Origin of the sequence: Curtobacterium sp. BRB10 (genome assembly GCF_031844325.1) — a bacterium.
GTDB classification, from domain to species: Bacteria; Actinomycetota; Actinomycetes; order Actinomycetales; family Microbacteriaceae; genus Curtobacterium; species Curtobacterium poinsettiae_A.
Genome location: NZ_JAUZVA010000008.1, coordinates 36,586 through 54,512, shown reverse-complemented (window position 1 = coordinate 54,512; position 17,927 = coordinate 36,586). Strand labels below are relative to the sequence as shown.

14 protein-coding genes and 3 tRNA genes are annotated in these 17,927 nt (G+C 66.2%); 9 read left to right on the top strand and 8 right to left on the bottom strand.

What is annotated here, in order from left to right:
- Positions 1-4 precede the first annotated feature (4 nt).
- The 3 genes from ftsH to tilS form a co-directional block, all read right to left on the bottom strand.
- Positions 5-1,993: an ATP-dependent zinc metalloprotease FtsH gene (gene ftsH / locus Q9R26_RS16275; RefSeq protein ID WP_182064263.1), complete on the bottom strand. Its 1,989-nt coding sequence runs from the start codon at positions 1,991-1,993 to the stop codon at positions 5-7.
- A 158-nt stretch (positions 1,994-2,151) separates the two neighbouring features.
- On the bottom strand, positions 2,152-2,703 hold the full coding sequence (gene hpt, locus Q9R26_RS16270) for a hypoxanthine phosphoribosyltransferase (RefSeq protein ID WP_017887686.1): 552 nt from the start codon (positions 2,701-2,703) through the stop codon (positions 2,152-2,154).
- 9 nt (positions 2,704-2,712) lie between these two features.
- Positions 2,713-3,732 (bottom strand): tRNA lysidine(34) synthetase TilS, encoded by a 1,020-nt coding sequence (gene tilS / locus Q9R26_RS16265; RefSeq protein WP_311227901.1) that lies wholly within the window; start codon positions 3,730-3,732, stop codon positions 2,713-2,715.
- A gap of 64 nt (positions 3,733-3,796) precedes the next feature.
- Between tilS and Q9R26_RS16260 the strand changes: the two genes are divergently transcribed.
- On the top strand, positions 3,797-4,288 hold the full coding sequence (locus tag Q9R26_RS16260; protein ID WP_027467055.1) for an inorganic diphosphatase: 492 nt from the start codon (positions 3,797-3,799) through the stop codon (positions 4,286-4,288).
- Between the two features lie 254 nt (positions 4,289-4,542).
- On the opposite strand, the gene Q9R26_RS16255 is transcribed toward Q9R26_RS16260, so the two are convergent.
- Complete coding sequence (locus Q9R26_RS16255) at positions 4,543-6,009, bottom strand: NlpC/P60 family protein (protein WP_311227900.1); 1,467 nt, start codon at positions 6,007-6,009, stop codon at positions 4,543-4,545.
- A gap of 34 nt (positions 6,010-6,043) precedes the next feature.
- A complete protein-coding gene (locus tag Q9R26_RS16250; protein ID WP_311227899.1) occupies positions 6,044-7,321 on the bottom strand; it encodes a M23 family metallopeptidase in 1,278 nt (425 codons plus the stop codon).
- Between the two features lie 258 nt (positions 7,322-7,579).
- Between Q9R26_RS16250 and Q9R26_RS16245 the strand changes: the two genes are divergently transcribed.
- The 3 genes from Q9R26_RS16245 (at position 7,580) to Q9R26_RS16235 (ending at position 7,879) form a co-directional block, all read left to right on the top strand.
- A tRNA-Glu gene (locus Q9R26_RS16245) sits at positions 7,580-7,652 on the top strand.
- Positions 7,653-7,728: 76 nt separating this feature from the next.
- Positions 7,729-7,805 (top strand) — tRNA-Asp (locus Q9R26_RS16240).
- Between the two features lies 1 nt (position 7,806).
- Positions 7,807-7,879: transfer RNA gene (locus Q9R26_RS16235), tRNA-Phe, on the top strand.
- A 141-nt stretch (positions 7,880-8,020) separates the two neighbouring features.
- Here Q9R26_RS16235 and Q9R26_RS16230 read toward each other — a convergent pair.
- Positions 8,021-9,031, bottom strand: a complete 1,011-nt coding sequence (locus Q9R26_RS16230; RefSeq protein ID WP_214562662.1) for an aldo/keto reductase family protein — start codon at positions 9,029-9,031, stop codon at positions 8,021-8,023.
- A gap of 303 nt (positions 9,032-9,334) precedes the next feature.
- Here Q9R26_RS16230 and Q9R26_RS16225 point away from each other — a divergent pair, with 303 nt between their 5' ends.
- The 5 genes from Q9R26_RS16225 (at position 9,335) to Q9R26_RS18650 (ending at position 15,645) form a co-directional block, all read left to right on the top strand.
- Positions 9,335-10,327, top strand: a complete 993-nt coding sequence (locus Q9R26_RS16225; protein WP_311227898.1) for an NAD-dependent epimerase/dehydratase family protein — start codon at positions 9,335-9,337, stop codon at positions 10,325-10,327.
- 438 nt (positions 10,328-10,765) lie between these two features.
- Positions 10,766-11,650 (top strand): hypothetical protein, encoded by an 885-nt coding sequence (locus Q9R26_RS16220; protein ID WP_311227897.1) that lies wholly within the window; start codon positions 10,766-10,768, stop codon positions 11,648-11,650.
- Positions 11,647-13,518: a hypothetical protein gene (locus Q9R26_RS16215; protein WP_311227896.1), complete on the top strand. Its 1,872-nt coding sequence runs from the start codon at positions 11,647-11,649 to the stop codon at positions 13,516-13,518. The genes Q9R26_RS16220 and Q9R26_RS16215 overlap by 4 nt, the downstream gene beginning before the upstream one ends.
- 29 nt (positions 13,519-13,547) lie before the next feature.
- Complete coding sequence (locus Q9R26_RS16210; RefSeq protein ID WP_311227895.1) at positions 13,548-14,438, top strand: hypothetical protein; 891 nt, start codon at positions 13,548-13,550, stop codon at positions 14,436-14,438.
- Positions 14,344-15,645, top strand: coding sequence for an N-6 DNA methylase (locus tag Q9R26_RS18650; RefSeq protein ID WP_396136838.1), 1,302 nt, complete (start codon positions 14,344-14,346; stop codon positions 15,643-15,645). Before Q9R26_RS16210 ends, Q9R26_RS18650 begins: the two co-directional genes overlap by 95 nt.
- A 100-nt stretch (positions 15,646-15,745) precedes the next feature.
- On the opposite strand, the gene rocD is transcribed toward Q9R26_RS18650, so the two are convergent.
- Positions 15,746-16,975: an ornithine--oxo-acid transaminase gene (rocD, locus tag Q9R26_RS16205; RefSeq protein WP_311227894.1), complete on the bottom strand. Its 1,230-nt coding sequence runs from the start codon at positions 16,973-16,975 to the stop codon at positions 15,746-15,748.
- Positions 16,975-17,877, bottom strand: a complete 903-nt coding sequence (gene ddaH / locus Q9R26_RS16200) for a dimethylargininase (protein WP_262139756.1) — start codon at positions 17,875-17,877, stop codon at positions 16,975-16,977. Before ddaH ends, rocD begins: the two co-directional genes overlap by 1 nt.
- Positions 17,878-17,927: the final 50 nt, after the last annotated feature.

Below are 17,927 nucleotides of genomic sequence, written 5' to 3'. Positions count from 1 at the left end.
CGGCCTACGCGGGGGCGATACCCGGGTTGCCGAACGGGCGACGACGGGTCTTCGAGGTCGACTCGGAGTCCGACGGGTCCGCAGCGGTCGAGGCGGCCTTGCCGGGCACGTCGATCGCGGGCAGGTTGCTGACCGGGCGCTTGTCGCTGGAGAGCCACTGCGGGCGCTCCGGCAGCTTGCGGACGTCCTTGAAGATCTCCACGAGCTCCGGGGCGTCGAGCGTCTCCTTCTCGAGGAGCTCGCCGGCCAGGCGGTCGAGGATGTCGCGGTTGTCGTTGAGCACCTGGTAGGCCTCGTCGTGCGCGGCCTCGAGCAGGGCGCGGGTCTCGGCGTCGACCGTCTGGGCGATGGTCTCCGAGTAGTCGCGACCGGTGCCACCGCTCATGTCACGGCCGACGAACGGCTCGCTCGAGCCGGACCCGAGCTTGACGGACCCGACGGCCTGGCTCATGCCGTACTCGGTCACCATCTTGCGGGCGGTGCCGGTGGCCTTCTCGATGTCGTTCGAGGCGCCCGTGGTCGGGTCGTGGAACACGATCTCCTCCGCGACGCGACCACCCATGGCGTAGGTGAGCTGGTCGAGGAGCTCGTTGCGGGTGACCGAGTACTTGTCCTCGAGCGGCAGCACCATCGTGTAGCCGAGGGCACGGCCGCGGGGCAGGATCGTGATCTTGGTGACCGGATCGGTGTGCCGCATCGCCGCTGCCGCCAGGGCGTGGCCGCCCTCGTGGTACGCGGTGATCAGGCGTTCCTGGTCGGACATGATCCGGGTCCGGCGCTGCGGGCCGGCCATCACGCGGTCGACGGCCTCGTCGAGGGCACGGTTGTCGATGAGCTGCGCGTTCGAGCGGGCGGTCAGCAGGGCCGCCTCGTTCAGGACGTTCGCCAGGTCGGCGCCGGTGAAGCCCGGCGTCTTGCGGGCGAGCAGCTCGAGGTCGACGCTCGCGGCGAGCGGCTTGCCCTTCGCGTGCACCTCGAGGATCTGCTTGCGACCGGCGAGCCCCGGGGCGTCGACGCCGATCTGGCGGTCGAAGCGGCCCGGACGCAGGAGCGCGGGGTCGAGCACGTCGGGACGGTTCGTCGCGGCGATGAGGATGACGTTCGTCTTGCCGTCGAAGCCGTCCATCTCGACGAGGAGCTGGTTCAGCGTCTGCTCGCGCTCGTCGTTGCCACCGCCGATGCCGGCACCACGGTGCCGACCGACGGCGTCGATCTCGTCGATGAAGACGATGGCCGGCGAGTTCGCCTTGGCCTGCTCGAAGAGGTCGCGGACACGGCTCGCACCGACACCGACGAACATCTCGACGAAGTCCGAACCGGAGATCGAGTAGAACGGCACGCCGGCTTCACCCGCGACGGCGCGGGCGAGCAGGGTCTTGCCGGTTCCGGGAGGGCCGTAGAGCAGCACGCCCTTCGGGATCTTCGCCCCGACGGCCTGGAACTTCGCGGGCTCCTTGAGGAACTCCTTGATCTCGTGCAGTTCCTCGATCGCCTCGTCGGCACCCGCGACGTCGGCGAACGACACCTGCGGGTTCTCCTTGTTGTTGATCTTGGCCTTCGACTTGCCGAACTGCATGACCTTCGAGCCGCCGCCCTGGGCGCTCGAGAGCAAGAACCAGAAGAGGGCACCGATGATCAGGAACGGCAGGAGGATGCCGAGCAGCGACAGGAACCAGTTGCCCTGGGCGACGCGGTCGTTGTAGCCGTCGGGCAGGTTGGCGTCGTTGACGGCCTGCACGACCTCTTCGCCACGGGGCGTGGAGTAGTAGAACTGCTCCTGCTTGTCGCCGTCCTTCAGGACGAGGTCGACCCGCTGCTCGGTGGAGTTGATGGTCGCGGACGAGACCTTGTCATCCGACAGCTGTTCGAGACCCTTCTGGGTGTCGATCTCTTGCGTGCTGCCCTGGCTGATGACGCTCCAGCCGATGAAGATGCCCGCCAGCGCGATCAGCACGTAGAGGTACGGGCCGCGGAAGATGCGCTTCAAGTTCATGTGATCCGGGCGCGAGTGCCCGACACCTTTCTCTGCCGAAGTTGCGTGCTGATCAGCATACGGCCGCGATTCTGTGGCGAGAATGGGTGTCCTCTGCGGGCGAACTCACCCCCGGGCCAGAGTCGGCCGAGTGCGACCCGAGCGCAGCGGTCCCTGCGTCAGGAGTAGACGTGCGGAGCGAGGACGCCGACGCCGCGCAGGTTGCGGTAGCGCTCGTCGTAGTCCAGGCCGTACCCGACCACGAACGCGTCGGGGATGTCGAAGCCGACGTACTTCACGTCGACCTCGACCTTGGCGGCCTCGGGCTTGCGCAGCAGGGCGACGATCTCGACGCTCGCGGCACCGCGGGACTGCAGGTTCTGCTTGAGCCACGACAGCGTGAGACCGGAGTCGATGATGTCCTCGACGATCAGGACGTCGCGGCCGTGCAGGTCGGTGTCGAGGTCCTTCAGGATCCGCACCACGCCGGACGACTTCGTGCCGGAGCCGTAGGACGACACCGCCATCCAGTCCATCCGCGCCTGCATCTTCAGGTGGCGCGAGAAGTCCGCCATCACCATGACGGCACCCTTGAGCACCCCGACGAGCAGCGGGTCGCGGCCCGCGTAGTCGGCGTCGACGACCGCCGCGAGCTCGGCGAGCTTCTCGTCGATCTGCTCGGGGGTGAAGAGCACTTCGGACAGGTCTGCCTGGACGTCGGAGAGTTCCACCACGCCAGCCTAACCGGCGCTGAACTCGATGCGGTCGCCGGTCCGCGCCGCACGGACGCCCGGCAGGTCGATCGGGCCCTGTCCGCTCCAGTCCGTGACGAGCCGGCAGACCTCGAGCGTCTGCACGCGCGACAGCGTCACCCCGAACTCACTCTCCACCGCCAGGCGCACGAGTCGCTGCCGGAGCGCCGGCGGGTTCGCCCCGAGCGCCCGGACCGACAGCGAGATGCCCGCCTCGGAGTGCTCGGCGATGTCCTCCGCGATCTCCTCGGCGAAGTGGTCGAGGGCCGCGGAGTCCTCGCGCAGCTGGTCGGCCGTGCGGGCCAGGGCCTCGGGCACCCCGGCACCGAGCTCCCGTTCGAGCACCGGGAGCAGGGTGTTCCGCACCCGCACCCGTGCGTACGCGGGGTCGTCGTTCTGCGGGTCGTGCCACGGCGCGAGCCCCGCTGCGGCGCACGCCTGCCGTGTCGCGTGGCGCCGGACCGACAGGAGCGGCCGGCCGTACGCCGGACCGCCGTCGCGTCGAGCGAGCGGCTGCATGCCGGACAGGCTGTCCGGCCCGCTGCCGCGCAGCAGGCCGAGCAGCACCGTCTCGGCCTGGTCGTCCAGGGTGTGGCCCAGCAGCACCAGGGGCGACCCGGTGGCGGCCGCGACCTCGGCGATCGACGCGTGGCGGGCCTCCCGGGCGGCGCCTTCCGGGCCACCGTCGGAGCCGACCGTGACCCTGCGGACCGTCACCGGCTCGAGTCCCAGTTCGGATGCCTGCCGGGAGGCGCGGCTCGCGACCGCCTCGGAGCCCGCCTGGAGCGCGTGGTCGACGACCACTGCCCCGGCTCGCAGACCCTGCTTGCCCGCTTCGAACGCGGTGGCCGACGCCAGCGCGAGGGAGTCCGGCCCACCGCTCAGGGCGACGAGGACCAGGTCGCCTGCGGCGACCACACCGTCGTCGACGGCTGCGGCGAGCAGGTCGCGGACGGCCAGGCGGGTCTCGGCGACGGCGGGGTCGAGCCGGGGACGCGGAGAGTTCACCCGGTAACGTTAGCCGCGCTTTCGCAACACACGACAGTCCCCGAAGCAGACACAGGAGCGCAACATGGCCGCGTACGACGTCGTCGTCGAGATCCCCAAGGGCAGCCGCAACAAGTACGAGGTGGACCACGAGACCGGTCGCGTCTACCTCGACCGCGTGCTGTTCACCTCGTTCGTCTACCCCACCGACTACGGGTTCTTCGAGAAGACCCTGGCCGACGACGGTGACCCCGTGGACGCGCTGCTGCTGCTCGAGTTCCCGACGTTCCCCGGCGTCGGCGTCAAGGTCCGCCCCGTCGGCGTCTTCAAGATGAGCGACGAGGCCGGCAACGACGAGAAGGTCCTCGTCGTCCCCGCCAAGGACCCGCGCTGGGCGCACATCCAGGACATCTCGGACGTGCCGGAGCAGACGAAGGCCGAGATCGCGCACTTCTTCGAGCGCTACAAGGACCTCGAGCCGAACAAGTGGGTCAAGGCCGAGGGCTGGGGCGACGCCGCCGAGGCCGAGCGCATCGTGCAGGCCGGTCAGGCCGCGTACGTGCCCGGCTCGCACTGACGATCCCCTGACGACGAACGGCGCCCGCTCTCCATCCGGAGGGCGGGCGCCGTTCTGTGGTGGTGCTGTTGCGCGGCGCGGCGCGTGCGGGGGCAGGGCGTGCGGGGGCACGCGGGGCGTGCGGGAGCGCGCCTGGTGGAAACGGGCGTACCGGGTGGAGACGGGCGTACCGGGTGCGCTGATCCGTGCAGGTACGCCCGATCCCGCTTGCTACCGCAGCCGCTCTGGGAAAGAACGGGCACACCGGGAGCGGGCTACAGGGAACCGCTCGGGCGGGCGACGTACGGCATGAGCTGGTTCGGCAGCCAGATCGCGCGCTCGACGACGCCGACGCCGGGGCGAGCGGCCTCGACCATGGTGCCGTAGCTCGTCACGATCGAGTCGTGGTACGCCCCCGAGGCCGTGCCGTTCGACGAGTAGAACAGGATGTCGCCCGGCTGGCGCTGGGACAGCGGGACGAGGCGGCCGATCGACTTGAAGTAGTTGTACTGCCAGACGACGTTGTGCCCACCGGTCGCGATGCCCTGCGAGCTGTAGGCCATCATCACGAGGCCGGAGCAGTCCCAGGTGTTCGGGCCGGCACCGCCGAGGACGTACGCCTTGCCGAGCTGCCCACGGGCGTAGGAGATCGCGCCGGCGGCCTTCGACGGGCTGCTCGGGGCCGGAGCGGGGGCAGGGGCGGGAGCTGGGGCGGGAGCCGGCTTGCTCGGCGTGCTCGGCTTGCTCGGGGTGCTCGGCTTTGCGGGGGTGCCGGGGTTCGACGGGGTGCTGGGCTTGGACGGCGTGCTCGGCACGGCCGGGGTGGAGGTCCCGCCGGAGGCGCTGCCGCCGGTGTTCCCGGTGGTGCTTCCGCCAGAGGTACCGCCGTCGCTACCAGAGCCGGTGCTGCCCGTGTTGCCCGCGTTGCTGCCGCCGGTGGCGTTCCCGGTGCCGGCATCGCGCGTCTGCTTCGCGATGGCCGCCGCGGCTGCCTTCGCCTGCTGCGCACTCCAGTACGCGGTCTCCGTCGCGACGCTCGTGCCCTTCAGGTACGCGAGCTGGCGCAGGACCTCGTCCTGCTGGTCCTGTTCCTCCTGCACCCGAGCCTGGGCATCGGCGGACACGTCGTTCGCGGTGGCGAAGGCGGTCTTCGTCGTCTCGGTCGCCTTGCGCAGGGCCTTCTCGGCCGCGGACTGCTGCGCTGCGAGGGACTCGACGGTCTTCTGGTCAGCGCGTGCCTCGGCCAGGACCGTCGCGGAGCGCTCGGACAGGTGCGACATCGTGCCCACGCGGTAGAGCAGGTCCTTCGAGTCCGACGAGTCCATGAGCATCGTCGTCGACAGGTCACCGCCGCCCGTTCGGGACAGCTCGACCACGAGCCCGGCGACCTGGCCCGCCGAGTCGTCCGCCCGGTCCTTCGCGCGCTTCGACTGCGCGGACAGGTCGGTGAGGGTGTCCTTCGCCTCCTGCTGCTGCGACGCCGCGAGGGCGTACGCCTGCCCGGCCTGCTGCTCGGCGACACCGGCCCGGTCGGCGGCGTCCTGCAGCGCGCCGAGCCGGTCGCTCAGCTCGTCGACCGTCTGCTGGGCGTCGGCCGCGTCGGACTTGGCGGCCTTGACGTCGTCCCAGGACGGACCAGAGGGTGCGGCCTGGGCCGGTCCGGCGATGACGACCGACAGGCCGATGCCGAGCACGGCGATGGTCGCGATCCCGCAGGAGAACGAGCGAGCGGTGGTGGTCATGACGTGGGTCGACGCCTTCTGGTGGCGCTGATGCTCATACCGAGATCCCCCGCGCTGCCATGAAGGGGACCGGGTCGACGGCGGCGCCGTTGATCCGGGTCTCGAAGTGGAGGTGGCACCCGGTCGACCAGCCGGTCGAGCCGATCTTGGCGATCTGCTGACCCGCGGTGACGTGCTGGCCGGCGGTGACCATGATCCCGCCGTCGACGACGTGGCCGTACGCGGTGGAGATGCCGCCGCCGTTGTCGAGGATGACCTCGTTGCCGTAGCCGCCGCCGTTGCCGGCGAAGGTGACGGTGCCGTCGTGTGCCGCGTAGATCGGGGCGTAGCAGGCCGGGGCCAGGTCGACGCCGGCGTGCAGGGCGCTGACGTGCGTGTAGGGGTCGACGCGGTAGCCGTAGGGGCTCGTCTGGAACCCGCCCGCGGGTCGGACCCAGCCCGCCGGGTTGGCACTGCCGCCACCGGTGCCGCCCTGGCTGGTCGCCGCGGCCTTGGCTGCTGCCTTCGCGGCGGCTGCGGCAAGGCGGGCCTGGCGTGCCTTCTCGGCTGCGACGCCCTTGCGGTAGTCGGCCTCGACGCCGCGCTGCTTCGAGGTGAGCGCGGTGAGCTGCGCCTCGAGCCGGGCCTCGTTGTCGTTCTGGGCGTCCACCGCGGTCTGTGCGGCGTCGGCGGCACCCTGCGCCTGCTGCATCTTCGACTGTGCGGCGTCGGCGAGGTCCCCGAGGGCCTGCTTGGCGCGGTCGGCCTTGTCGGCGAGGCCCTGGGCCACACCGCGGTCCTGCGAGGCCTGCGCGTAGATGCCCTCGGACTGCTCGCTGAGCTTCGACATGGCACCGAGCTCGTAGAGCAGGTCGCCGGAGTCGGACGGGTGCGTGAGGATGTCCGTCGTCACGTCGTCACCGCTGGTACGACCGAGCTGGGCGGCGAGCTGACCGGCCTGCTCCTCGGACCGCGCGGCGGTCTGCTCGGCGTCGTCGGCCTGCGACTGGAACTTCTTCTGCTTGAGCGTCGCCTCGTCGTACTTGTTCTGCGCGGCCTGGTACGCCTCGCCCGCGGCCTGTGCGGCCTTCTGCTTGGCGGCCGCCTCGCTCTTCAGCGACGAGATGAGCGACTTGATCTCGCTGACCTTGGCCTGCTGGGCGCTGGTCGAGGACTTCGCCTGCTGCACCTCGTCCCAGCTGGGGTAGCTCGCGGCGCTGGCGGACGACGTCGGGGCGATGGCCGCGAGCGTGCCGGCCGTGAGCGCGACGGCGACCGCGGCGGCGATCAGGCGGCTGCGGGAGCGGAGGGAGAAGGGAGTGGAGGTCGACATGTATCTCGATTTCGTAACAGCGCGGCAAGGCTCACGCACGTAACACTGTTAACAGGTGCAACAGTAACAACACGGGTCGCAGGCTCGACAGCCCCTCGGACGAGGGGTGCGACCGCCGACGATGCTCGCACCGGCAGCATCGGAGACCCGTGCGCGGACGCCGCGACACGCCGGGGATGCACGGTTGGCGGGGTCGGATTTGTGAAACCCGGGGGGCGTCCGTATGCTTGTCCATCGGTAGCGCGATGCACTGCTTGCGGCCCTATCGTTTAGTGGCCTAGGACACCGCCCTTTCACGGCGGCAGCACGGGTTCGAATCCCGTTGGGGTCACTCCTTGAGTGAGCGAGCAAGTAGTACTGAACAACACCACAGCAAGACACAACACGCAGTACCCACAACACAACATGGCCCTGTAGCGCAGCTGGTTAGCGTGCCGCCCTGTCACGGCGGAGGTCGCGGGTTCAAGTCCCGTCAGGGTCGCCACGGCTGGATAGCTCAGTTGGTAGAGCGTTCGACTGAAAATCGAAAGGTCCACGGATCGATGCCGTGTCCAGCCACCGGTGAAGGCCCCCTGCTTCGGCAGGGGGCCTTTTCCGTTGTCCGGCCGGTGTGACGTCGTTCGCAAGACACCGGTGTTCGCGCATCGAACCGCGGCAGGCGCGTGTGCAACGGGCGAACACCGGTGTTCTGCGGAGGGGCTAGGCCTCGCGGGTCTTCGGGCTGCTGTCGTTCGTCTTCGCGGGGTCGCGCTCGACCACGGCACCCAGGGCATCGTCGATCCGCGACATGAGTTCCGCCGGGATCGTGACGCCGGCGGCCCCCGCGTTGTCGTGGACCTGCTCCGGGCGCGATGCCCCGATGATGGCGCTCGCGACGTTGTCGTTCTGCAGGACCCACGCGACGGCGAGCTGCGCCATCGACAGGTCGAGCTCCTTCGCGATCGGCTCGAGCTCCTGCACCGAGGACAGCACCTCATCACGCATGAACCGCTTGATCATGTCCGCGCCGCCCTTGTCGTCGGTCGCGCGGGAGCCCTCGGGCAGCGGCTGCCCCGGCTTGTACTTGCCGGTGAGCACACCCTGGGCGATCGGGGACCAGACGATCTGCGAGATGCCGAGTTCCTTCGAGGTGGGGACGACCTCGTCCTCGATGACCCGCCACAGTGCCGAGTACTGCGGCTGGTTCGAGATGAGCTGGAACCCGAGGTCCTTCGCGAGCGCAGCACCGGCCCGCAGCTGGTCCGCGGTCCACTCGCTGACGCCGACGTACAGGACCTTGCCCTGGCGCACGATGTCGGCGAAGGCCTGCATCGTCTCTTCGAGCGGGGTCTCGTGGTCGTAGCGGTGCGCCTGGTACAGGTCGACGTAGTCCGTCTGCAGCCGCTGCAGCGACCCGTCGATCGACTCGAGGATGTGCTTGCGGGACAGCCCGGTGTCGTTGTGGCCCTTCGGACCGGTCGGCCCGAACACCTTCGTGGCGATCTCGAGGGACTGGCGCCGCTCCCCCTTGAGCGCTTCACCGAGGACCGTCTCCGCGCCGGTGTTGGCGTAGACGTCGGCGGTGTCGAACGTCGAGATGCCGACCTCCAACGCCGCCTTGACGCAGGCGATGGCCGCGTCGTTCTCGACCTGGGAGGCGTGGGTGAGCCAGTTGCCGTAGGTGATCTCGGAGACCTTGAGGCCCGAGTTGCCGAGGTAGCGGTACTCCATGTGCGTGTCACTCCTGTCGTGGGGCGCGTCGGTGCGACCCGAACCGTGACGGTAGTCCGACGTCGTCGCCGCGTACTCGGCAATGCGACACAGCACTGTACGCTGATGTTTCAGGAGTGGTGGGGAAAGACGAAGCCCCGGCGATGTGGCCTGGGCCAGTGATCGTTCCGGGGTCTTCACAACCACCGTACCGGTTACCGTTACGTCGCTGCGCACGGTGCTCCATGCCCGACCCAGCATCTGAGGGGCAGGATCGAAAGGGTTGCGGCACAGAGCGGTGCCGCCGGAAGCGAGGGAGCATCCATGACCGGAGCGAGCGTGTTGTTCATCGGCGGGAGCGGCGTCATCAGCGCCGCCTGCGTCCGGGAAGCCGTCGAGCAGGGGTTCGACGTCACCGTGCTCAACCGGGGGACCACCGGGGGCAGGCCGATCCCGGAGGGTGTGACGCGCCTCCAGGCCGACGTGTCGGACCGCAGCGCACTGGCGGACGCACTCGGCGACCAGCGCTTCGACGTGGTCGTGAACTGGATCGCCTTCACACCGGACCAGGTGCAGGCCGACGTCGACTTCTTCGCCGGGCGGACGCGGCAGTACGTGTTCATCAGCTCGGCCTCGGCGTACCAGACGCCCGCGACGCACCTGCCGATCACGGAGTCGACACCGCTGAAGAACCCGTACTGGCAGTACTCGCGCGACAAGATCGCGTGCGAGGAGCTGCTGGTGCAGGCGTACCGGGAGCAGGACTTCCCGGTGACGATCGTGCGGCCGTCGCACACCTACGACGAGACGAAGCTGCCGCTGACCGGCGGGTGGACCGCGGTCGCGCGGATGCGCGCCGGCAAGCCGATCATCATCACGGGCGACGGCAGCTCGCTGTGGACGCTCACGCACAGCCGCGACTTCGCGGTCGGGTTCACGGGGCTGCTCGACCGGGCCGAGGCCATCGGCGAGCCGTTCACGATCACGAGCGACGAGGCGCCGACGTGGAACGCCATCGCGCAGGAGATCGCGGCGGCGGCCGGGGTCGACGACCTGCGGATCGTGCACGTGCCGGCGGACGCCATCAACGCGGTGGACCCGGAGTGGGGCGCGGCATTGCTCGGCGACAAGGCGAACAGCTCGGTGTTCGACAACAGCAAGGTGCGGTCGCTCGTGCCCTGGTACCGGCCCCGCACGCCGTACCGGCAGGGGGTGCGCGAGGTCATCGCCTGGTACGAGGCGCACCCCGAGGAGCAGGTCGTCGACGAGCGGCTCGACGGGCTGATGGACGAGCTGGCGGAGCGCTGGGCGGTCTGATCCACGGACCGGAGGCGCGGCGCTAGTCGTCCCCGGTCCGTGCCTCCAGCGCGTGGTCGCGGCTACCTCGCGGCCAGCACCGCGGCGCCTTCCAGCAGCCGACGACACCGCCTCGCCGCGAGCCCGGCGCCTAACCGCAGTGGCGGCGCGGTACATTCGGCGACCTCGAGCTCCTGTTAGGAGGCCGGCGCCACACGACCAGAGCCTTTCGACCGCCCTGCGGGCATATCCCACCGCTCGTGCCAAGTCGTCCGTCATGCCCAGACCACTCGCTTTGGAGCTGTATCGACGGCTCCAACCACCCGTGGCGCGGCGCCCCGTCCGCATACCTCGCCTACGCGCCGCGCCGACGGAGCCGTTCCACGTGGCGTCCGTTGCCTGCCCGTCGGACCTCGTACAGTTGACAAATCACAAGTCGATCTGACCGCCGGAGGAATAATGGACGAAGCACGCCTGATTGAGTCACGGCGGTACCTGTCCGACATCGGCGTATGGCCACCGCCCGCGCGGGTCCGCCTATCCAAGTGGCTGCTGAACTTCGACGAGGGCCGGGACAGGGAAATAGCGCTGACAGTCGCCGAGGGCTACGTCCACGTGAACGCAGAGGAGATGACCCAGGCCACTCGCGCCGCTGTCACTGCACTATCCACCGAACCGCAGTTCTACGACAGCCCCGATCGACTTCTGGCATGGCAATCGTTCATTACAGAGAGCATTGTTTCATTCCCGCTCGGCCAATCAGGAGACCCAACCGCATCCGGCTATACCTTTGCCACTATTGCTGAGGAGATCGGTATCGATAGCAACAACATTCATACCGGGGAACAGCTTGTAACACAAATAATCAAGAATCCGGGGCGGTCGATCATATTTTTGGACGACCTCGCCGCCACAGGCACTCAGTTCACTCGCCACTGGCAACGGAAGTACCACGCCCCCGCGGGCAAACACTCACTAGCAGAGCTACATGCCGCCGCACAGATCGCGACATGCTTCTTTTGCCCTGTTGTAGCCACTGAGAAAGCCAAGCAGAAGATCGAGCAGGACACGCCCGTTCTCGTGCGCCCTGCGCACCTTCTCGAGTCGCAATACAGCTTACTCGACCCATTTTCCCGGATTGTTCCAACTGAGATGCGCTCGGAAATCGCGGATTGGCTCGTCAAATATGCCACTCGTACTGGGCACGCAAAGTCAGGTATCGGCGGCTATGGCGGTTCTGCTCTCGCAATTTCCTTGATACGAAAGACTCCAAACAACACGGTGCCGGTCCTCCAGTGGAACGGACCAGAAACAAAGCCAGAATGGACGGCTATAGTCGAATGAGCGTCACCGGATCTAAGCTGGAACTGCTCGACCGAGCCCTAGGTCATGTTCGCGCGGAGTATGAAGATGACGAGACTATACATCGTGCATACACAAAGCCCCTCTACTTCGATGAATTGACGGGGATCACGCCGAGCTTCTTGGTGGGCGGCCGCGGCACCGGGAAGACCACTACCCTGCGCTTAATGGCACATCCAGGCCAGGCACGGCTCACGCGTTCGAATGATCCGGAGCAGTGGGACGTCATCGGAGGCTATTGGAAGCTTGAACCCAGCGTTGTCGCGGCCTTCAAGGGGCGAGGACTCGACGCTGAGACATGGCAACGAGCATTCGACCACTACCTGAACCTCAAACTTTCAACCATTTACGTCGAATATTTATCCGCAATAGAGTCACAAGACCGGACACTATCAATCGATAAGCGTCTCATCCGGAGATATTCACTATCCGCTCATGTTCGTGAAGCGGACACGGTGGGTGGTTTACTCGACAACATCGACTATGAGATAGCCGCCCTTGAAGGCGCTCTCAATAGCAGTGTTGCGAGCCTGAAGGAGCGGAACTACTCGGTGGCCGGGAAGCCGCTTGAATATCTGTTCGACGCGATTCGAGGGGATGCCATCGCACGCACCTCGCCATTCATGTTCTGCCTTGACGAGTATGAGAATCTTAGCTCCGATCAGCAAGCCTCGCTAAATACATTGATCAAACAGGTTGGTGCTGCGCCGTTCACGTTCAAGATCGGCGTTCGAAGCTCTGTGGCTATGGAGCGAAGCACTGCGATCCCCGGCCAGCCACTTCAGTATCCAGCTGACTACGGCGTCGTCGACATAGTAGACCACCTCAAGGACGATTCATTCGAGACCTTTGCCGAGACGGTCGTCAGGCATCGTTTCAGTTCCCTAAACCAGGAACTGCCTGCGCTGACTGCTCTCCTACCGCATCTGACGCTTGAAGAGGAGGCGAGAACGCTGGGAGCTGGTCGCCTCAAGGCGGAGATGTTGAAGCACCTTGAACAGAACCGGGCCGCCGAAGGATTGGTTACTTGCGCTGAAGCCATGACTGCAGTTGAAGCCGCCTTGGTCGTGCGATGGGCTGAATCTCACGACGAGAGCATTACCACTCTCGTAAACTTCGCATTCAACGATCCCGCAGCATGGAAGGATCGCGTTACGAATTACGGATATGCCGTGCTGTTCGCTATCCGACAAGGAAAGGTGGGCGACCGCAAGTTCTACGCTGGATGGAAGACCTTCTGCCAGCTCGCGGACGGAAACATCCGTTACCTGATACGACTAGTATACGAAGCTTTGCGTGCAAATGTGCCCGGAGCGGCACCGTTGATTAGGCCCATTGGGATTAAGGAACAAACTCGGGCAGCAGCGAAGGTTGGCGAGACCACCATTCAAGATCTTCAGGGCTGGTCGAGGAATGGAGCGGCGCTCACTCGCCTTTCTCTGGGGCTCGGGAGCATCTTCGGGACGCTCGCCAAAGAGAGGACATTGGCCACACCCGAAGTCGCTCAATTCCGCGTTCAATTCAACGCCAGCCACGCGCCGGCGACCGAGGTCGAGTCTCTACTCAACGATGCAATCGGTCAGGGTCTCGTGCTTGCCTTTGAGGCAGACAAGAACGGGACCGCCACCCCGAGTATCAAGGAGAGGGACTACCAACTGCACCCGTTGTTCGCCGCCTACTTCCAATACAGCCCTCGGCGAAAGCGTCGCATGACGATTGGCGCGGATGATCTGCTATCTATGACATCTCGCGAGTATGCTGCAAGCACAATACAGAGAATTCTCGCTACCCGGGGAACTCAGTTACAGGGCATACCAGATCAACTCTCGCTCTTTGAGGTACAGGAGTGAGTTCCATAACTCCGTCCTTCACTAGAAAATTGGGCATCGAAGATGTGGCGCTCCTCGACGTAGATCATGTGCTCCATGGGTCAAGTATCACGGAGGATCGAGTCTCAGCAGCTTTGGCCGCCCTCGCGGACGCAACAACCTTCGGTTTGCACCTAGTCAACGTTCTCGACGACGATACACTGGCTGTCGAAGGGATTACCGAGAATGCGTCCCTTTACGAATCAGACGACCTTGACCACTTGGTTCAGTCGCTTAGCGGGAGCATTGCTATCGACATCACGGGACTGGAGCATAGAGTCTGGGCTCCGATGGTCGCAGCCTTCGTCCGGACCGACACGAATCTGCTGGTGCTTTATGCCGAGCCGCAGGACTATAATCGTAGTGACGAGTTGCCGGGCAACGTTTATGACCTTAGTACCACGAAAGGTATCGCTCCCCTGCCCGGTTTCGCCCGGCTGAGCCGAAGAGGTGCCCGCGGGCATTTCGTACCCCTGCTAGGATTTGAAGGTGCGCGCCTCGAGCACATCCTCGACCAAGAAGATGTCGATATCCCGCAAACGACTCCCGTGATCGGCTCGCCGGGCTTTCGCATCGAATACCCGATGTATACCTACCTGGCGAATCATTCAATGCTTTCCCTCGATCACATGGAGAGGAGAGTTGAACTTGCGCGCGCGAGCTGTCCTTTTGAAGCGTTCGAGGCGCTGGAGCGTATCCATGCGCAGCTCGGCGGAAATCTGCGCGTGGCGCCAATTGGCACGAAGCCGCATTCCCTCGGCGCGATCCTTTACGCTCTCAAGAATCCCACAACCACCGAATTGATCTATGATAACCCGAAGAGATCCAAAGGCAGAACAACAGGTGCGGGGAGTTTCTACGCCTATGAGATCTCGAATTATCTGCGATACCGTGACCTCTGACCGCATGGCAGGAATTGACGCCTTTTACACGCCCGCAAAGCTCGCGCGTCGCCTGATTGAGTTCCTTCCTGATACCTTCTCTGGGACACTTCTCGACCCAGCGGCGGGAGCTGGGTCGCTTCTCCGTGCGGCGTCGGACCGCTTCGGAGACCGAGTAGAGCTAGTCGGCATCGATATAAATCGCCGCGCGATCGAAGAGCTCCGCCGCGCCGAACCCTCCTGGTCGTTGAGCGTTGGCGACACGCTCTCGGAGCCCTCAAGGCGAGCGACTCGGGCATGGCGCCGCGCTAGGCTCAGTGTCGGGGCAGTGGTGATGAACCCTCCGTTTTCAACACGCGGTCAAGCGGGTCGGGTCTTTGAACTCGACGGGTTTACTTTCAAGGTCGCACCCTCGCTCGAATTTTTGTTGACCACAATTCGTGAGTTGCATCCGACTCACGGCTTCTTGGCCATCCTTCCAGAAGGGGCCCTGACATCTGATCGTTACGGCGCGCTCTGGAGTGCTCTCCGCCGGTCGTTTGATGTCCGTGTTTGCAAAGTGGACGACAGTTCGTATTTCCCAGGCGCCCGCGTCTCAGTGGTTCTGGTACATATGGAGCGAAGAGTGTCCAACCCGTTCCCGAGAGAACGAGACGCTATCGCAGAATGGGCTCTGCACGAACCATCAATGACTGATTGTCGATGTGTGGAGATCATACGTGGTCGTGTTCCTGTTTTCCGCGTCCCCAACTTGAAGTTCGAATCGAACGCAGTTCCCTTCCTACATACCACTAGTCTGCGCGCCCCGCTGAGCAACGAATCCCGGTACGCGCCGAAGTCACTCGCTGACGTTGCACCGTTCCTTCTGCTTTCCCGGGTCGGACGATGGTCGGCGCCAGTAGAAGTCGATGGTGGCGAATACGTCCTCAGTGATTGCCTATACGCTCTCCGAACCCCGGACGGCTCGGCGTTGCCAATCCTAGCGAGGGCACTCGAGGAGAACGCCGACTCTTTCGCGTCGGCCTACCGCGGGACTGGTGCTAAGCACATCACGCTAGGTGCTCTTTGCTCTCGTTTAGTCGAAATTGGGTGGAGCCCGACTGTACGGAAAGCTGGTTCACCGACCTCAGCATCCTGCGACGGTTCCTGTGGGTCGATATCGGCGGGTCGGAAGTCAACTAACCTAGTCCAAGGAACATTGACTTCGCGGCGGGCGCTGATCATTTGATGGTCGTCATGTACACCGCCGACCCCGGTTAACACAGCGAGTTGACGGCATCAGGTAGCCACAGCGGGCCGTTGTAGACCTTGAACATCGCGGCCTACCATTAGGCCCGCGCAGCGAGTACCTCACCGAGCGTCCCGACCGCCTGCCCCACCTCGTCGTCGGTGACGACGAGCGGCGGCGCGAAGCGGATCGTCGACCCGTGGGTGTCCTTCACCAGGAGCCCGCGGTCGGCGAGGTCCTTCGCGATCGCCTTGCCGGTGCCGAGCGCGGGGTCGATGTCGATGCCGGCCCAGAGTCCGGCCACGCGGTGCGACACGACGCCGTGCCCGAGGAGGTCGTCGAGCAGGCCGCGCAGCAGCGGTTCGCCCTCGAGGGCCCGCTGCTGGAACGTGCCCTCACCGAGCATCGCCACGACCTCGGCGCCGACGGCTGCGGCGAGCGGGTTCCCGCCGAAGGTCGATCCGTGCTCGCCGGGGCGCAGGACACCGAGGACCTCGCGCGAGCCCACCACCGCGGACACCGGCACGATCCCACCGCCGAGTGCCTTGCCGAGCGTGATGAGGTCGGGCTGGACGCCGACGCGTTGCACGGCCAGGGTGTGGCCCGTCCGCCCGAGGCCGGACTGGATCTCGTCGGCGATGAACAGCGCACCGAACTCGTCGCAGACCGCGCGGACGTCAGGTAGGTAGGACTCCGGCGGGATCACCACGCCGCCCTCGCCCTGGATCGGCTCGAGCAGCACGGCGACGACGGTCTCGTCCATCGCCTCGCGCAGGGCAGCGGCATCGCCGTACGGCACCGTGCGGAAGCCCGGCGTGAACGGCCCGAAGTCGTCATGGGCCGAGGGGTCGTCGGAGAACGAGATGATCGTCGTGGTGCGGCCGTGGAAGTTCCCGGACGCGACGATGATCGTCGCCCGCTCGGACGGCACGCCCTTGACGCGGTAGCCCCAGGCGCGGGACACCTTGATCGCGGACTCGACGGCCTCGGCGCCGGTGTTCATCGGCAGGACCATCTCGGTCTCCGTCAGCGCTGCCAGTGCTGCGGCGAACGGCCCGAGCTGGTCGTTCACGAACGCGCGGCTCGTGAGCGTCACCCGGTCGAGTTGCGCCCGTGCGGCGTCGAGCAGCCGCGGGTTGCCGTGGCCGAAGTTCACCGCCGAGTACGCGGCGAGGCCGTCCAGGTACTGCTTCCCGTCGACGTCGGTGACGGTCGCTCCGGCGCCCGACGCGATGACGACGGGCAGCGGGCTGTAGTTGTGCGCGAGGGCGCGGTCCTCGACGGCGAGCGCCGCCGCGGTGTTGACCCCGAGCGACGCTGCCGCCGACATCAGCTGACCCCGAGCGAACGCGCGACCGAGGTGCCGGTGCCGACCGGGTGCAGGTCGAGCGTGCAGCACTTCACACCGCCACCGCCGAGCAGCAGCTCGGACAGGTCGACGCCGATCGGGTTGTAGCCCTTCTCACGCAGCTGCGACGCGAACGTGGTCGCGCGCGACGCGATCACGACGTTGTACCCGTCCGAGTACGAGTTCAGACCGAGGATCGCGGCGTCCTCCTCGGTCGCGATGATCGCGTCGGGGAAGCGCTCGCGCAGGATCGCCAGCGACGGCTCGTCGAAGGCGCTCTCGAGGTACGCGATGTTGCTGGTGCCGTCAGCCGCGGGCTCCGGGTCGAGCACGGCGATGGCGGTGTCGAGGTGGTAGAAGCTCGGGTTGATGAGCTTGAGCGTGACGACCTCGCGGCCGTAGATCGTCGCGAGCTCGTCGTGGGAGGTGCTGTCCGACCGGAAGCCGGTGCCGGCGAAGATGGTGTCCCCGATGAGCAGGAAGTCACCCTCGCCCTCGTTGGTCTGCTCCGGCTCGGCGACGGTCAGGCCGGCCTGGCGGAACCAGTCCATGTACGCCGGGCCCTCGGGCTGGCGCTCGGGGTACTGGAACTTCGCGCCGTACGCGATGCCGTCGAGGACGAACCCGCCGTTGGCCGCGTAGACCATGTCCGGCAGGCCGTCGATGGGGTCGATGTACGAGATGTCGAAGCCGAGCTGCTCGTAGACGGTGACGAGCGACTCCCACTGCTCGACGGCCTTCGACGTGTCGGTCGGCTCCTCCGGGTGCATCCACGGGTTGATCCGGTAGCTCACGGTGTAGAAGTCCGGCTTGCACATCAGGATCGTGCGCTTCGTGGCGACACGGGCCGGAGCGGCGGGAGTGGCGGGTGCGGTGTTCGACATCAGTCCTCCGAGGACCGGGGTCCGAGCCTGCCAGGAACCACCACTGAAGA

Excerpts from the sequence above, each read along its gene's own strand:
- ftsH (WP_182064263.1), bottom strand. The coding sequence starts at position 1,993 with ATGAACTTGAAGCGCATCTTCCGCGGCCCGTACCTCTACGTGCTGATC.
- Q9R26_RS16260 (WP_027467055.1), top strand. The coding sequence starts at position 3,797 with ATGGCCGCGTACGACGTCGTCGTCGAGATCCCCAAGGGCAGCCGCAAC.
- Q9R26_RS16255 (WP_311227900.1), bottom strand. The coding sequence starts at position 6,009 with ATGACCACCACCGCTCGCTCGTTCTCCTGCGGGATCGCGACCATCGCC.
- Q9R26_RS16250 (WP_311227899.1), bottom strand. The coding sequence starts at position 7,321 with ATGTCGACCTCCACTCCCTTCTCCCTCCGCTCCCGCAGCCGCCTGATC.
- Q9R26_RS16230 (WP_214562662.1), bottom strand. The coding sequence starts at position 9,031 with ATGGAGTACCGCTACCTCGGCAACTCGGGCCTCAAGGTCTCCGAGATC.
- Q9R26_RS16225 (WP_311227898.1), top strand. The coding sequence starts at position 9,335 with ATGACCGGAGCGAGCGTGTTGTTCATCGGCGGGAGCGGCGTCATCAGC.
- Q9R26_RS16220 (WP_311227897.1), top strand. The coding sequence starts at position 10,766 with ATGGACGAAGCACGCCTGATTGAGTCACGGCGGTACCTGTCCGACATC.
- Q9R26_RS16215 (WP_311227896.1), top strand. The coding sequence starts at position 11,647 with ATGAGCGTCACCGGATCTAAGCTGGAACTGCTCGACCGAGCCCTAGGT.
- Q9R26_RS18650 (WP_396136838.1), top strand. The coding sequence starts at position 14,344 with ATGATAACCCGAAGAGATCCAAAGGCAGAACAACAGGTGCGGGGAGTT.
- rocD (WP_311227894.1), bottom strand. The coding sequence starts at position 16,975 with ATGTCGGCGGCAGCGTCGCTCGGGGTCAACACCGCGGCGGCGCTCGCC.
- ddaH (WP_262139756.1), bottom strand. The coding sequence starts at position 17,877 with ATGTCGAACACCGCACCCGCCACTCCCGCCGCTCCGGCCCGTGTCGCC.